This is a genomic window from Flavobacterium sp. LPB0248 (assembly GCF_013388355.1).
In the GTDB taxonomy this organism is placed as follows: domain Bacteria; phylum Bacteroidota; class Bacteroidia; order Flavobacteriales; family Flavobacteriaceae; genus Flavobacterium.
The window spans coordinates 2478717-2493649 of record NZ_CP058246.1 but is presented as its reverse complement, the minus strand read 5'-3'; the positions used below and the strand labels follow the sequence as shown (position 1 = coordinate 2493649).

General features: G+C 34.9%; 10 protein-coding genes. 6 read left to right on the top strand and 4 right to left on the bottom strand.

From position 1 onward, the window contains the following. Positions 1 to 7: 7 nt before the first annotated feature. Positions 8 to 166, bottom strand: a complete 159-nt coding sequence (locus LPB248_RS10325; RefSeq protein WP_218279827.1) for a hypothetical protein — start codon at positions 164 to 166, stop codon at positions 8 to 10. A 47-nt stretch (positions 167 to 213) separates the two neighbouring features. Here LPB248_RS10325 and LPB248_RS10320 point away from each other — a divergent pair, with 47 nt between their 5' ends. The 3 genes from LPB248_RS10320 (at position 214) to LPB248_RS10310 (ending at position 3960) form a co-directional block, all read left to right on the top strand. After that, positions 214 to 2088, top strand: a complete 1875-nt coding sequence (locus tag LPB248_RS10320; protein ID WP_177211359.1) for a M1 family metallopeptidase — start codon at positions 214 to 216, stop codon at positions 2086 to 2088. Positions 2089 to 2222: 134 nt separating this feature from the next. After that, complete coding sequence (locus tag LPB248_RS10315; RefSeq protein WP_177211358.1) at positions 2223 to 2807, top strand: Crp/Fnr family transcriptional regulator; 585 nt, start codon at positions 2223 to 2225, stop codon at positions 2805 to 2807. Between the two features lie 94 nt (positions 2808 to 2901). Then, complete coding sequence (locus tag LPB248_RS10310; protein WP_177211357.1) at positions 2902 to 3960, top strand: SDR family oxidoreductase; 1059 nt, start codon at positions 2902 to 2904, stop codon at positions 3958 to 3960. Between the two features lie 245 nt (positions 3961 to 4205). On the opposite strand, the gene LPB248_RS10305 is transcribed toward LPB248_RS10310, so the two are convergent. Continuing rightward, positions 4206 to 5405 (bottom strand): DUF418 domain-containing protein, encoded by a 1200-nt coding sequence (locus LPB248_RS10305; protein WP_177211356.1) that lies wholly within the window; start codon positions 5403 to 5405, stop codon positions 4206 to 4208. Between the two features lie 175 nt (positions 5406 to 5580). After that, a complete protein-coding gene (locus LPB248_RS10300) occupies positions 5581 to 6519 on the bottom strand; it encodes an L-threonine 3-dehydrogenase (RefSeq protein ID WP_177211355.1) in 939 nt (312 codons plus the stop codon). A 323-nt stretch (positions 6520 to 6842) separates the two neighbouring features. Here LPB248_RS10300 and LPB248_RS10295 point away from each other — a divergent pair, with 323 nt between their 5' ends. The 3 genes from LPB248_RS10295 to LPB248_RS10285 all read left to right on the top strand — a co-directional run bounded on the left by LPB248_RS10295 (position 6843) and on the right by LPB248_RS10285 (position 11523). Next, a complete protein-coding gene (locus LPB248_RS10295) occupies positions 6843 to 7451 on the top strand; it encodes a hypothetical protein (protein WP_177211354.1) in 609 nt (202 codons plus the stop codon). Beyond that, positions 7444 to 10809: a transcription-repair coupling factor gene (gene mfd / locus LPB248_RS10290; protein ID WP_177211353.1), complete on the top strand. Its 3366-nt coding sequence runs from the start codon at positions 7444 to 7446 to the stop codon at positions 10807 to 10809. The genes LPB248_RS10295 and mfd overlap by 8 nt, the downstream gene beginning before the upstream one ends. 159 nt (positions 10810 to 10968) lie before the next feature. Next, positions 10969 to 11523, top strand: coding sequence for a DUF5683 domain-containing protein (locus tag LPB248_RS10285; RefSeq protein WP_177211352.1), 555 nt, complete (start codon positions 10969 to 10971; stop codon positions 11521 to 11523). A 74-nt stretch (positions 11524 to 11597) separates the two neighbouring features. Here LPB248_RS10285 and LPB248_RS10280 read toward each other — a convergent pair whose 3' ends face one another. Next, the gene (locus tag LPB248_RS10280) at positions 11598 to 14714 is read right to left on the bottom strand and encodes an Ig-like domain-containing protein (RefSeq protein ID WP_177211351.1); all 3117 of its coding nucleotides are present in this window, start codon (positions 14712 to 14714) and stop codon (positions 11598 to 11600) included. Positions 14715 to 14933: the final 219 nt, after the last annotated feature.

Below are 14933 nucleotides of genomic sequence, written 5' to 3'. Positions count from 1 at the left end.
TTAGAGGTTAATAAACCATTTTGTACCAGCCAACACAATATTCATCTCCACTACAGTCGTAGTTATTTTGAAGTACTAATCTTGTGCCTTGGCTTCCACCAGAAATTGTTTGTTGTTCTTCAGCTGTTAGTTCTAAAGTTGAAAAATCTTCTAATGACAATTCCATAATTGGAAGAAATTTAATTAATAATATACCAAACATAATAAAAATATATGAGAAAAATACTTCTTTTTCTGTTTTTTATACAAATTAACGTTTACTCACAAAGCGCCCCATATTGGCAGCAGCACGCTGACTATAAAATGGAGGTTTCGATGGATGTAAAAAACTATCAATACAAAGGAAAACAAGAATTGGTTTATACTAACAATTCTTCTGATACTCTTAAAAAAATATTCTATCATTTATATCCAAACGCTTTTCAGCCAGGAAGCGAAATGGATGCGCGTCTTCATTTTATTAAAGATCCAGACGGAAGAATGGTAAACAAAGTAAAACAAGCTGACGGAAAAGAAATAAAACAAAGCCGTATTGAAACTTTAAAGCCAAACGAAGTTGGGTACTTAAAAATCGCAAACTTCAAGCAGGATGGTGTTACGGCTCAAACAAGAGTTTCAGGAACAATCTTAGAAGTGACTTTGGCTAAACCAATCCTTCCAAATTCTAAAACGACTTTTACTTTAGATTTTGACGGACAAGTTCCAGTTCAGATTCGTCGTTCAGGAAGAAACAATTCTGAAGGTGTTGAGCTTTCTATGTCACAATGGTATCCTAAATTAGCCGAATTTGATTTTGAAGGATGGCATGCAGATCCGTACATCGCAAGAGAATTTCACGGTGTTTGGGGTAATTTTGATGTAAAAATTACTATTGATAAAGAATACACTATTGGTGGTTCTGGATATTTACAAGATAAAAATTCAATTGGTCACGGTTACCAAGATGCAGGTGTAACGGTTACATATCCTAAAAAAGCAAAAACGTTGACTTGGCATTTTATTGCGCCAAATGTTCACGATTTTACATGGGCTGCCGATAAAGAATATACACACGATATTGTAAAAGGACCAAACGATGTTGATTTGCATTTCTTTTACAAAAACAACGAAAAAACAACTGCAAACTGGAAACAGTTAGAGCCGTTAATGGTTAAAGTAATGGACTATTACAACCAGAGAGTAGGAGCTTATCCATACAAACAATATTCATTTATTCAAGGTGGAGATGGTGGAATGGAGTACGCAATGTGTACTTTAATGTTAGGAAACGGAACTCTAGAAGGAATTTTAGGAACTGCAACGCACGAATTAGGACATTCTTGGTTCCAGCATATTTTAGCTTCAAACGAATCAAAACACCCTTGGATGGACGAAGGTTTTACCACTTACATTGAAGACAGTGCTTTGAATGAATTAAAAGGTGACAAAAAAGAAGTAAACCCTTTTGCTGGGAATTACAAGGCATATTACAGTTTAGTAAATTCTGGTAAAGAACAGCCTCAGACAACTCACGGAGATCGTTACGATGAGAACCGTCCATACAGTATTTCTTCTTATGTTAAAGGAAGTCTTTTCCTTTCTCAGTTAGAATACGTAATCGGAAAAGAGAATGTTGATGCAACTTTAAAAAGATATTTTAACGATTTTAAATTCAAACACCCAACTCCTAACGATATTAAAAGAACGGCCGAAAGAGTTTCTGGGGCTGAGTTAGATTGGTATTTGATTGATTGGACACAAACAACTAACACGATCGATTACGGAATTAAGGATGTTGCTGATAATGCAGGAAAAACAACTGTGACTTTAGAAAGAATTGGAAGAATGCCAATGCCAATCGATTTAAAAGTAGATTATGCAGACGGAACATCTGAGACATTTTATATTCCGTTAAGAATGATGAACTTCATCAAACCAAATCCAAACCCGAACGAAAAAAGAACAGTTTTAGAAGACTGGGCTTGGGCACAGCAAAACTATAGTTTTACAATTGACAAAAACAAAACGTCAATCAAAAAAATCACGATCGATCCAAGCGGATTAATGGCTGATGTAAAACAAACAAATAATGTTTTTGAAGTGAAATAAGATTCAAAAATGTTTAAAAAAAAAATCCAAAGCTAGTTTCTGGCTTTGGATTTTTTTTTGCTTGATAAATTTAAAAGAGTTGTAATTTTGATACAATAGTAATCTTGTAGATTGAAATTTTAAATCCAAAAAGAATGGCACAATACGAATCTTTAATAAAACATTTGCAAGACCGAATAGAGCTTTCTGAGGAAGAAACGAATCAATTTGTTTCTAATTTTAAAATAAAAAAGATAAAGAAACGTCAGTTTATAGTGCAGCCAGATTTTGTGGCTAAGCATAGAAACTATGTGGTGGAAGGTGCTTTAAGAGCGTATGTTGTAAATGATGAAGGTCAGGAACATACGATCGCCTTTGCTATTGAAGATTGGTGGATTTCAGACTATAATAGCTATATTTATCAGCAGCCGGCCACGATGTTTGTTATGGCTTTAGAAGATGCAGTCTTGCTGCAAATAGATTTCGAAACGGAAGCGAAATTGAAAAAGGCTAATCCAAAATTTGAAACTTTTTTTCGTATTACAGCAGAACGTACTGCAGCTTTTTTTCAACGAAGAATTATTACAAATCTCACATCTTCGGCAGAAGAGCGTTATGATAAATTTACAAACCAATTCCCTTTAATTGCAAATCGAGTACCTCAATATGCATTGGCTTCTTATTTAGGAATGACAACAGAATTTCTTTCGAAAATAAAAAACAATAAATTGAAAAAATAAACTTGAACTAGTTCAACCTTATTTCATAATCTACTTCATTTTATAGCTCTTCAGCTTGTCTGAACTTTGTAAAACAATTTTAAATACAAAGAAAATGACAGCAAATAAAAACACAGCACTGGTTGTTGGCGCAAATGGCGTTATCGGTGCAAATCTTATAGAATATCTTTTGTCTACTAACAACTGGAATATTATTGGATTATCCAGAAAAAGAGGTACAAATGCTCCTAATCTGAAATACATTTCAGTTGATTTATTGGATACTGAAAACAGTAAAAAGCAGTTATCTGATCTCACAAATATTACGCATATATTTTACACCGCTTATCAAGATCGTCCATCATGGTCTGAACTTGTTGAGCCGAATCTTAATATGCTTAAGAATGTAGTTGAGATAATTGAGCCAATAGCTAAAGACTTACAGCATATTAGTCTGATGCAGGGATACAAAGTTTATGGAGCTCATTTAGGACCTTTTAAAACTCCAGCCAAAGAAACAGATGCGGGTCATATGCCTCCAGAATTTAACATTGACCAGCAGCAATATTTAGAAAAAAAGAAAGAAGGAAAAAAGTGGAATTGGAGTGCTATTAGACCTTCTGTTGTAGGCGGTACAGCAATAGGAAACCCAATGAATCTGGCACTTTTGATAGCTGTTTATGCATCAATTTCTAAAGAATTAAATCTACCGCTTCGATTTCCGGGAAAAGCAGGAGCTTACGATAAACTTATGGAAATGACCGATGCTGGACTCTTGGCTAAAGCAACTGTTTGGGCAGCAACAAATCCGCAATGTGCAAATCAGGCTTTTAATATTACAAATGGAGATCTGTTTCGATGGACAGAACTTTGGCCTAAAATAGCTTCTTATTTTGATATTCCTGTTGCGCCTCCACTTCAAATGGAATTAAAAACAGTAATGGCTGACAAAAAGGTTTTATGGGAAAATATTCAGGAAAAATACAATCTAGATAAACACGATTATGAAAAATTGGCCAGTTGGAACTTTGGAGATTTTGTCTTTTCGTGGGATTATGATTTTTTTGCTGATGGAACCAAAGCAAGACGTTTAGGGTTTTATGAGTTTATAGATACAGAAGAAATGTTTTTTAGTCTTTTCGATCAATTACGCCAGGAAAAAATTATTCCATAATTTCAAGAGTATTGATAAACCCCAGCGGGGTGAAATATTTATAGAACTTTAATAGACAAATGAAAAAAGCTCCGGAGGAGTGATATATATTAATATTCAAGAAAAATATGTCGCTCCTCGGGAGCTTTATGTTGTAAATATTTATTCTTTGCTATAAAGATTTCGCTTCTCTGAAGCGTATAAAAAAGGCTATCTTTTTAAGATAGCCCTTCTTTTATTTCAAGTTTATTCCAAAATCGTGATGTTTATGCCGTTTTTATATCGGCGGTAGCAACCTCTGGTCGCAGTTTTTTAAAAGGAACCCATTCTATATAACTTGCGGATCTCCATAACCATTCAATTGGCCCATAATTGTATTTTGAAAGCCACCATTTACTAATAAACAATTGAATGATAAAGATGAAAATAGCCAGTAAAAAGTAAAACCAATACGGCATTGAATCTGCAATTCCCAAACCGAGTCCAGAGAAAAGTAAAGCCGCCAATATATTTTGACTCATATAATTGGTTAAAGTCATTTTTCCGCCAGCGCTAAAATAGCTGAAAACCGTTTTCAACTTGCCATTATTATACAAAAGGCAAATTCCGGTCGATATAAAAATCATCGTACTTAAAACTAGCCAATAAAGGGGATGAAAAACCTTTAGAAGTTCTACTTTGTAAATGATGATAATATTAAACGCGATTCCGATAAGTGCAGCTATAGCGAAACTAATAATACAGACAGATGTTAAAAGTCTCTTTAATTCTGTTAAACGATTGAAGAAGTTTAGTTTTTGAAGCAGAACCCCAAAAAGCATGCAGCCTAGCATTACAAAATGAGCGGTGATAGCGTAGCCTGGAACAATAATTTGTTCATAAAAAGAAGCAAGGAGATTGAATCTAAAAAAGTCAATCCAATTTCCAGAATGATAGAGTCTTAAATATTCTGGATTTGTTGCAATAGCAGGATGTTCAATTTTAATACCATTTACAAAAGCCATTACAAAAGGAACTGTAAGTACGATTATAGCAGAAATAATGGCTAAAGTTTTGGCTGAACATCTGTAAAAAAGCAGTAATACAAGTCCTAAAAAAGCATAATCTTTTAAGATATCGCCTAGCCAGAAAGCAGAATTAATAAAGGCTAAAATAAATAGCAAAAACATTCGCCACGCAAAAAAAGCGACAGGATTTTTTCCTTTAGACGCAACATTGTTAATCAAAATTGCAAATCCGTAGCCAAATAAAAGAGTTAGTAATGTCCAAGATTTTGCCGCAAATAAATAGCGGTTAATAAATTGAAGAGTTTCAGAGAAAGCACTATGCTTAAGCTCTTTTTCTATACCGATGTATAGAAAATCCAGATAATTACCAATGGCTACGCCCAATATGGCCCAGCCCCGAAGTATGTCGACAATTGCAGTTCTTTTGCTCTGCTCGACAGGATAATAAGAATTTTTCATTTGATTGATGATTTTGTTGTGATTTGATTGATGATTTTGGAATAAACTTGATTAATGTTTAAACGCAATCAAAAGTACATAAATTATACAATCAGTGTTTTTTTCTTACAATAATATTCATAAAAAAAGCGTGTTATTTTTAGAATAACACGCTTTAAAATTTTATTATTTCAGGTTATGACAAATGTTCTAACATGTCTTTTGTCATAGTTTCCAAATCAAATTTATGATTCCATCCCCAATCTTTTCTTGCTTCAGTATCGTCGATACTTGCCGGCCAGCTGTCTGCAATTTTTTGGCGGAAATCTGGATTATAAGTAATCTCAAATTCAGGAATATGTTTTTTAATTTCTGCAGCAATTTCAGTTGGAGTAAAACTCATCGCAGCCAAATTGTATGAAGAATGTATTTTGATTTCTTCAACTGGTGCTTTCATGATATTAATTGTCGCGTCAATTGCATCATCCATATACATCATTGGCATTTTGGTTTCAGAAGACAAAAAGCACTCGTATTTTTTATCGGCAATAGCTTTATAGAAAATATCAACTGCATAATCTGTAGTTCCGCCGCCTGGAGGAGTAGACCAGCTAATTAAGCCTGGATAACGAATACTGCGAACATCAACACCATAAATATTATGATAATATTCGCACCATCTTTCGCCCGCTTGTTTACTGATTCCGTAAACAGTTGAAGGCTCCATTACCGTATATTGTGGTGTGTTTTCTTTTGGAGTTGTTGGGCCGAAAACAGCAATACTCGAAGGCCAGAAAATCTTTTGAATCTTTTTCGCTTTTGCTAAATTCAAAACATGAAAAAGAGAATTCATATTCAAATCCCAAGCAAAAGCTGGATTTTTTTCAGCAGTTGCAGATAAAAGTGCTGCCATCAGATATATATCGGTAATCTTATGCACTTCGACCAAATGTTCGATCTGATTAAAATCTAAAGCATTGACCACTTCAAAAGGTCCTGAATTAACAACATCAGTATTTAATTTTCTAATATCAGAAGCGATAACATTCTCGGTTCCGTATAATTTACGCAGTTTTTGAGTCAGCTCTGTTCCAATCTGACCGCACGCGCCAATGATCAATATTTTAGGGTTCATTTCTTGATGATTTTTAGAGAATACAAATATAACGTTTTCGCAATTACTTACGCTTTTTTGGATGGTAAATTATAAATTCAATAATTAAAAAGTTTGTTTGTTGTATTATTCTCTTTTAAAAGTGTGTCTTTGTGCCTTTTTTGAAAACCACTGAAAAACCGCCATTTTATTGCTATACTAATCAAATAAAAATTGTTATAATTGATTCTCTGATAGTAATAAAAAGACAAAAAAATAACCTTGATTTATAGAATCTTTAGCAAAAAACAGAATTCATAATTGTAAATTTACTTCGTAACTTTGCAGCCTAACTGTTTTAATCAATGAAATACCAAATATCTCTTTTTCTGCTTTTGACAACTGTATTATTTTCTTGCCAAAATGAAAATGAAAAACGCCTTGCAGAAAATGCAAAAGAAGCGAAAAAGAAAGAAGTTATTTTTAACAATATAAATAAAGGCTGGACTTTTCTAGACGAACCCATTAATGAGATTTCAGAATCACAATTGAATTCTTGGACAGAATGGCGTGAATTTATAAAAGAAATAGGGGAAAAGCCTAGAAAAACCATTGGTGCGTTTCAAAAAAAATCGGCGGCTATTTCTAAGAAGGCGATGGCTCTGAATAATAATATACCGGCTCAGTTTAATCAGCCTCAGATCAAGAGCCGTATTTCTATTTTGATTACTAAAATTAAAATGCTGGATTTGTTTATTCATTTAAATAACATTCCAGATGATAAAGTGGTTTTTTTAATCCAGGAAATCAATAAAGAACTGATTTCTTTGGAAAGACAAATGGATAAAATTGTCGAAAAAGCCAAAATTCCTAAAGAACAAGGAGAAGAAGATTTCCTTAGAATGTTAGACACAACACGTGCGATTCCGAGTTCGGCACCGCCATTAGATAAAAATATACCAAGAGTTGAGTAAAAACGTCTTATATACTACATACGATAATCTGCCAAAAGCCGAGCAGATTGCTAAAAGTTTACTGGAAGGAAATCAGGTAAAAATGAACATCAGCGGATTGTTGGGATCTGCTGTTTCTTTTATAATACGTTCTGTTTTCAGGAAAACCGAACTGCCTTTTCTGATTGTTTTAGATAACAAAGAAGAAGCGGCATATTACCTGAACGATCTGGAACAAATGATTGGAGAACAAGATGTATTGTTTTATCCAGCATCATTTCGCCGTCCGTACCAGATTGATGAAACAGACAACGCCAATGTTCTGCTTCGCGCTGAGGTTTTAAACCGAATTAATTCAAGAAAAAAACCAGCCGTAATTGTTACCTATCCTGAAGCACTTTTTGAAAAAGTAGTAACAAGAAGAGAACTTGATAAAAACACGCTAAAAGTAGCTTTGAACGATAAAATTTCGATTGATTTCATCAACGAAGTTTTATTCGAATACGAATTTAAAAGAGTAGATTTCATTACCGAACCTGGCGAATTTTCTGTTCGTGGGGGAATTGTCGATGTTTTCTCATTTTCAAACGATCATCCATATCGAATTGAGTTTTTTGGAAACGAAGTAGACAGCATCAGAACCTTTGACGTTGAAACACAATTATCTGTTGAAACACACAAAAAAATCACAATTATTCCGAATGTTGAGAACAAACTTTTTCAGGAAAATCGTGAAAGTTTCTTAGATTATATTGCAGAAAAAACAGTTCTTTTCATTCAAAATACCGAAGGGCTTTTTAGTCAATTAGACAAACAATTTGCAAGAGCAGAAGAAGCATTTGAGAAATTGTCGAAAGAAATAAAACACGCTACGCCAGAACAATTGTTTTTAAATCAGGCGTCATTTATAAAAAGATCTTTAGATTTTTCGGTTGTAGAATTGGCCTCAAGACCAGTTTATAAAACCACTAAAAAATTCGAATTTTATATTCAGCCTCAGCCATCTTTCAATAAACAATTTGATTTATTGCTGAATAATTTAAGCGAAAATCATTTTAACGGATATGTGAATTATCTGTTTTGTTCGAATGATACGCAGGCAAAGCGTTTTCATGATATTTTTGAATCTTTGGACGAAGCCAATTCAGAAAATATCAGGAAGCAATATCATACGATTGTATTGCCTTTATACCAAGGTTTTATCGATGAAGAAAACCAAATAACGGCTTATACCGATCATCAGATTTTTGAGCGTTATCATAAATTCAACATTAAAAACGGATATTCGAAAAAGCAGAATATCACGTTAAAAGAATTAACTGCACTTTCTGTTGGCGATTATGTAACGCATATCGATCACGGAATTGGAAAATTTGGCGGATTACAGAAAATTCAGGTTGAAGGTAAAACGCAAGAAGCCATAAAATTGGTTTATGCTGATAATGATATTGTGTATGTGAGTATTCACTCGCTTCACAAAATATCCAAATACAACGGAAAAGACGGAACGCCTCCTAAAATCTATAAACTAGGATCTAACGCTTGGAAGGTTTTAAAACAGAAAACCAAAGCGCGTGTCAAACATATAGCGTTCAATTTGATTCAGCTGTATGCAAAACGTCGTTTAGAAAAAGGGTTTCAGTTTGCGCCAGACAGTTATTTGCAAAACGAATTAGAAAGTTCGTTTATTTACGAAGATACGCCAGATCAAATGAAATCGACGGCGGAAGTAAAAGCCGATATGGAAAGTGATCGCCCAATGGATCGTTTGGTTTGTGGTGACGTTGGTTTTGGAAAAACAGAAGTTGCAATTCGTGCTGCTTTTAAAGCGGTTGATAACAGTAAACAAGTTGCCGTTTTAGTGCCGACAACTATTTTGGCTTACCAACATTATAGAACTTTTTCGGAACGTTTGAAAGATATGCCTGTTACAATTGGCTACTTAAACCGATTCAGAACGGCAAAACAAAAAACGCAAACGCTAAAAGATTTAGCCGAAGGAAAACTGGATATAGTTATTGGAACGCATCAGTTAGTAAACAAAAATGTAGTTTTTAAAGACTTAGGATTATTGATTGTTGATGAGGAACAAAAGTTTGGTGTAAACGTAAAAGATAAACTGAAAACTATTGCTGCGAATGTTGATACGCTGACTTTGACAGCAACGCCAATTCCGAGAACTTTACAGTTTTCGTTAATGGCGGCTCGAGATTTATCGGTAATTACAACGCCTCCGCCAAATAGATATCCTATTGAAACTAATGTGGTTGGTTTTAATGAAGAAATTATTCGTGATGCGATTTCGTATGAAATTCAGAGAAACGGACAGGTTTTCTTTATCAATAACCGAATCGAAAATATAAAAGAAGTGGCAGGAATGATTCAGCGTTTGGTTCCAAATGCAAGAGTCGGAATTGGTCACGGACAAATGGATGGTGCCAAACTCGAAGAATTGATGTTAGGTTTCATGAACGGAGATTTTGATGTTTTGGTAGCTACCACAATCATCGAAAGTGGTCTGGACGTTCCAAATGCCAATACGATTTTCATCAATAATGCCAATAATTTTGGATTATCAGATTTGCATCAAATGCGCGGGCGTGTTGGTCGAAGCAACAAAAAAGCATTCTGTTATTTCATTTGTCCGCCATATTCATCTATGACCGAAGATGCCAGAAAACGTATTCAGGCGTTGGAGCAATTCAGCGAATTGGGAAGTGGTTTTAACATTGCGATGAAAGATTTGGAGATTCGTGGAGCAGGAGATTTATTAGGTGGAGAACAAAGCGGTTTCATTAATGAAATTGGTTTTGATACCTACCAAAAAATCATGAATGAAGCGATTGAAGAATTGAAGGAAAACGAATTCAAAGATTTATATCCTGAAGAAAATGATATCGATACCAAAGAATATGTAAAAGACATTCAGATTGATGCCGATTTTGAGCTTTTATTTCCTGACGAATACATCAATAACGTTTCAGAACGTTTGGTTTTATATAACGAATTAGGTGCAATAAAAGACGAAGTTGGTTTACAGGAATTCGAGAAAAAATTAATTGACCGTTTCGGACCATTGCCAAAACCTGCTGTTGCTTTATTAAACAGCATCAGAATTAAATGGATTGCAACTAAAGTCGGAATCGAGAAATTGGTACTGAAGCAAGGTAAAATGATCGGTTATTTTGTATCCGATCAACAATCAGATTATTATCAATCGGTGAAGTTTAGAAATGTCTTGAATTTTGTTCAGAAGCATAGCAATCTTTGTAAAATGAAAGAAAAACAAACCGTAAACGGATTACGTTTGTTATTGACTTTTGAAAATGTGAAGTCGATAAAACGTGCGCTGGAGTTGATGGAGTTGTTTGAGGAATAAAAAGATAGCCACGAATTCACGAATTATTTTTTATAAATATTTTTAAAATAATTCGTGAATTCGTGGCTAAAAAAAATTAAGTTTTCTTTATCTTTTATTTAAGAAAAATCTTAGAACTAAAAAGTTTTCTTTGAGTCAAATTTTCAAAGACAACTTTATATGCAGAACCAATTTATTCTCCTTTTTCTATTCTTAGGATTAACTACAATCTTCGCTCAGGGAAAAAATAAAAACATTTTAAAAGATTCTCTAAAATCGGAAACCATTGACCCGCTTCGTCCTGCAAAGGCTGCATTTTATTCGGCTGTTTTACCTGGTTTGGGTCAGATCTACAATAAAAAATATTGGAAACTTCCTTTAGTTTATGGCGCAATAGGTACAAGTGCATATTTGTACATTGATAATCAGAAAAACTACAATTTGTACAGAGATGAATATAAAAGCAGATTGGAAGGAAAAAAAAGTGATTCGGAATTTTTGGCTGGTTTAAGCGAAAGCCAATTAATTACGGCTCAAAAAGGCTATCAGAGAAACAGAGATTTATCTGCTTTATTTATGGTGGGTTTTTATATTTTAAATATAATCGATGCCAATGTTGATGCTGCTTTGTCTCAATTTAATGTAGATGAAAGATTGGCGTTTAAACCTGCAATCATAAAAAATGATATCAATTTAAAGAATGATTTTGGAGTTGCTCTGAATTATTCGTTTTAAGAAAAAAACAGCCACGAATTCACGAATTAATTCTAAGTAAATTTTTAAAAATTCGTGAATTCGTGGCAAAAAAATTATTTAACAATCAGTTTTTTGGTCACATTGAAATCTTTGGAAATAATATTTACAATATAAACTCCAGAAGATAAATGATGATTTATTTGCCCTGAAGAAGAAAGTCTTTCAGTAATAAGAGTTCTTCCGTTTAAATCAGAAACGAAAATTTCTGCAGTATCTCCACTTGCTAATTCTGGCATTAAAATATTAAATACATTGTTTGTAGCTGGATTTGGGTAAATACCAATTACCGGTTCTGTTTTAGAAACTTCTTCAACATTTAAAGCCATTTTTGATGTTCCAACTGTTGTTGGTTCCAATTGCCATTGCGCGCTGTACCAGCCGTCTTGCGAATTTCCGTATTGTGCAGCACCCGTTTGGTTTTCGATATGAATAATATTTCCAGTCTGCCATCTGTTTCTTAAACGAACCCAAGTTCCGTCAGTGTAATCGCTAGACCATTGCGCGCTCCAGAAAGTAGTATCGGTTATGTTACATTGTACATTTCCTGTCTGGCCTTCAATATTCATCAATTCGCCAGTTGCTACATTTTTAAGAACAAAATAAGTGGCATCAATTGCGATTTTCTGCCATTTATAGTTGTTGCCAGAAACAGATGTTCCGTAACCTGTATTTGTTCCTGCATCAGATAAATAAGCGCCAGTCCATCTGTTTTTGATCGTGTAGTAATTTCCTCCGCCAGATGCAGTTGTAACCGATACCAGACATGTACTAGTTTTGTTTCCGTCAACAGTTGCAACGGTAATTGTCGCCGTTCCATTCGCTACAGCGGTAATTAAACCAGAAGCATTTACAGTGGCTACAGCTGTATTGTTTGAACTATAAGTTACCGATTTGTTAGTAGCATTTGCTGGAAGAATTGTTGGGGTTAATTGCTGTATTCCGCCAACGTTTAATGAAGCTGTTGTTGGACTTAAACTAACACTTGTAACCGCAACACCAGTTCCTGGATTCGAATCGTACCAAGCGTTGTTCATATACCATCCGTTTTTATCTCTGCTTAAATCGGCTGTTTGATTTGTTCCGTCATTGAAAATTAAATTGGTCGAAGTTACATTGGTAAAAGTATAGCTGTACCAGCCATTTCCAGCATCGGTCATGTTTACGCCTGGCCAGTTTACAGTTGCCAATACTCCTGTTGGTAAAGCATTCCAATAGTAGATTTTAATTCCAGTTCCCCAATTTGATGGTTTGTAGAAATAAACAGTAAAATTGGTATTCAGATTCACCGTAATTGTAGTCGAAGCTGTTTTGTTTCCGTCTTGTGTCGTTGCTGTAATCGTTGCAGTTCCTGCAGAAACTGCTGTTACAAGTCCGCTTGAATTTACCGTTGCAATTGCGGTATTGCTCGAACTCCAAGTTACATTTTTGTTTGTTGCATTTACAGGCGAGATTGTCGCTGTAAGCTGTTGTGTATTTCCTGCATACAGACTTGCTGAGGTAGGAGATACGGCTACAGAAGAAACTGGAATTGCAGCAACAGTTATAGCCGAAGTTGCTGTTTTATTTCCGTCTACTGTTTTTACTGTTATTGTTGCTGTTCCTGCTGCAACAGCCGTAACTAAACCAGAAGCATTTACAGTTGCAACAGCTGTATTGCTCGATGTCCAAGTTACGTTTTGATTGGTTGCATTTGCTGGAGCAATTGTGGCATTTAATTGCTGTGTTGATCCTAAACCAACTGTTACTGTTGTCGGACTAACAGAAACTCCTGTTACCGTAACAACAGGTGCATTTGTATTGGTTAAAACTAAATATTCGTAAGCAGCAAAATTACGTGTAGAACCTGCAGTTAAAGTTACAGAAGCATTGTTGTTATAAGGATCAACATAAGTTCCTGCTAAAGCTGCGGGAATAACATACGATTTAGCCGCATTTCTCAAATTCGACATTACAATGACTTTTTCTGAACCTAGTGTTTTTGTAAAAATACTAATGTCATCGTTGGCATAAGTTGTTAAATCACCTCGTCTGATTGCGGCACTTGTAGTTCTAAAGTTTAAAATTTTGGCAAAATCTGCAGCAGCAGTTGGATTTTGTGACCAGTTGAATTTAAAGTTTGTCCATGGCCAGTCGGTTTTTGGTTCGTAATCAATTTCTTGTCCGCTCATTAAAAAAGGAACTCCTCTCATATAAGCTGAAACTAAGAAATTGGCAACAATTCCGTTGTGATTTTTAAATACAACAAATGGTCTTCTCACGCCATCATCATTGGTGTAAGTATCGTGGTTACCAGTGTATCTAACGATTTGCTGATTTCCGGTCGCTTTAGCATATTCGTAAGTAGTCTGATCTTGGATTCTTTGAGAAACAGGACCTCCATTAGCAATATCATATAAACCGCTATGAAACCATCTGTCTCCATAATTCATATCGAAACCAACCTGAAAGTTTTCTTGACGGTCACCTTCTGCTAACATTAATAAATTATGAGAAGTTATGCTTCGAAGATTTGAATTAACTTCCGACCAGAAATCTAAAGGCGGATTATTGGCATAATCGCAACGGTAACCGTCAATATTGGCAGCAAAAATCCAGTAACGCATGGCATCTTTTATAGCTGCTCGTGTAGCAGAGCTATTAAGATCAAGCGCCGCAATGTCGGAGAAGTTTCCTAATTGCTGAATTGTTGTGCCGGTTCTCTTGTAGTATTCAGGATGTGAAGCAATCCAGACATTGTCCCAAGAAGTTCCGTTGATGGCAATATCTAGAATTACAGCCATTCCGCGGCTGTGAGCGCCATCAACCAAAGTTCTTAAATCGGCTAAAGATCCATATTCTGATCCAACGGCTTTAAAATCTTTGATGCAATAAGGTGAAGCCGAACTTCGCGAATCGGTGCCATGTGGGAAAATCGGCATTAGATAAATAACATTGGTGCCCAATGCTTTTATATTGTCTAATCTAGCGGTTACTCCAGCTAAGTCTCCGTTGGCACTAAAAGGGCGTATATGCACTTGATACATATTGACATCTCTCGTGTCTGGCACACCGGCAAAAGGTGTTCCGTATTGCGGAGGATCTTGCGCATAAACTGAACTTGCAAATAATAATAGAAAGCAAACTAATGCTTTGGTAATATGAAATAATCTAGGGGTAATGTTTATTTTCATAATAATAGTTTTTGCATGCTTGTCGGCATTTCTTAACTAAAATTCATTCTCACTCGCATTGTATTTAAATTCGACAAACATTTGTGGTTAATAGTTTTCAAAATAGTAAGTTTTTATTTGCTCAAAAATGAGCATAGTTTTTCTGCCACGAATTCACGAATTAATTATTTATTGGAAAATCTTAATTTGAAAAATTCGTGAATTCGTGGCGGAAAAACA

Bases quoted from the DNA above. Each gene is read 5' to 3' on its own strand.
- LPB248_RS10325 (WP_218279827.1), bottom strand. From the start codon at position 166: ATGGAATTGTCATTAGAAGATTTTTCAACTTTAGAACTAACAGCTGAA.
- LPB248_RS10320 (WP_177211359.1), top strand. From the start codon at position 214: ATGAGAAAAATACTTCTTTTTCTGTTTTTTATACAAATTAACGTTTAC.
- LPB248_RS10315 (WP_177211358.1), top strand. From the start codon at position 2,223: ATGGCACAATACGAATCTTTAATAAAACATTTGCAAGACCGAATAGAG.
- LPB248_RS10310 (WP_177211357.1), top strand. From the start codon at position 2,902: ATGACAGCAAATAAAAACACAGCACTGGTTGTTGGCGCAAATGGCGTT.
- LPB248_RS10305 (WP_177211356.1), bottom strand. From the start codon at position 5,405: ATGAAAAATTCTTATTATCCTGTCGAGCAGAGCAAAAGAACTGCAATT.
- LPB248_RS10300 (WP_177211355.1), bottom strand. From the start codon at position 6,519: ATGAACCCTAAAATATTGATCATTGGCGCGTGCGGTCAGATTGGAACA.
- LPB248_RS10295 (WP_177211354.1), top strand. From the start codon at position 6,843: ATGAAATACCAAATATCTCTTTTTCTGCTTTTGACAACTGTATTATTT.
- LPB248_RS10285 (WP_177211352.1), top strand. From the start codon at position 10,969: ATGCAGAACCAATTTATTCTCCTTTTTCTATTCTTAGGATTAACTACA.
- LPB248_RS10280 (WP_177211351.1), bottom strand. From the start codon at position 14,714: ATGAAAATAAACATTACCCCTAGATTATTTCATATTACCAAAGCATTA.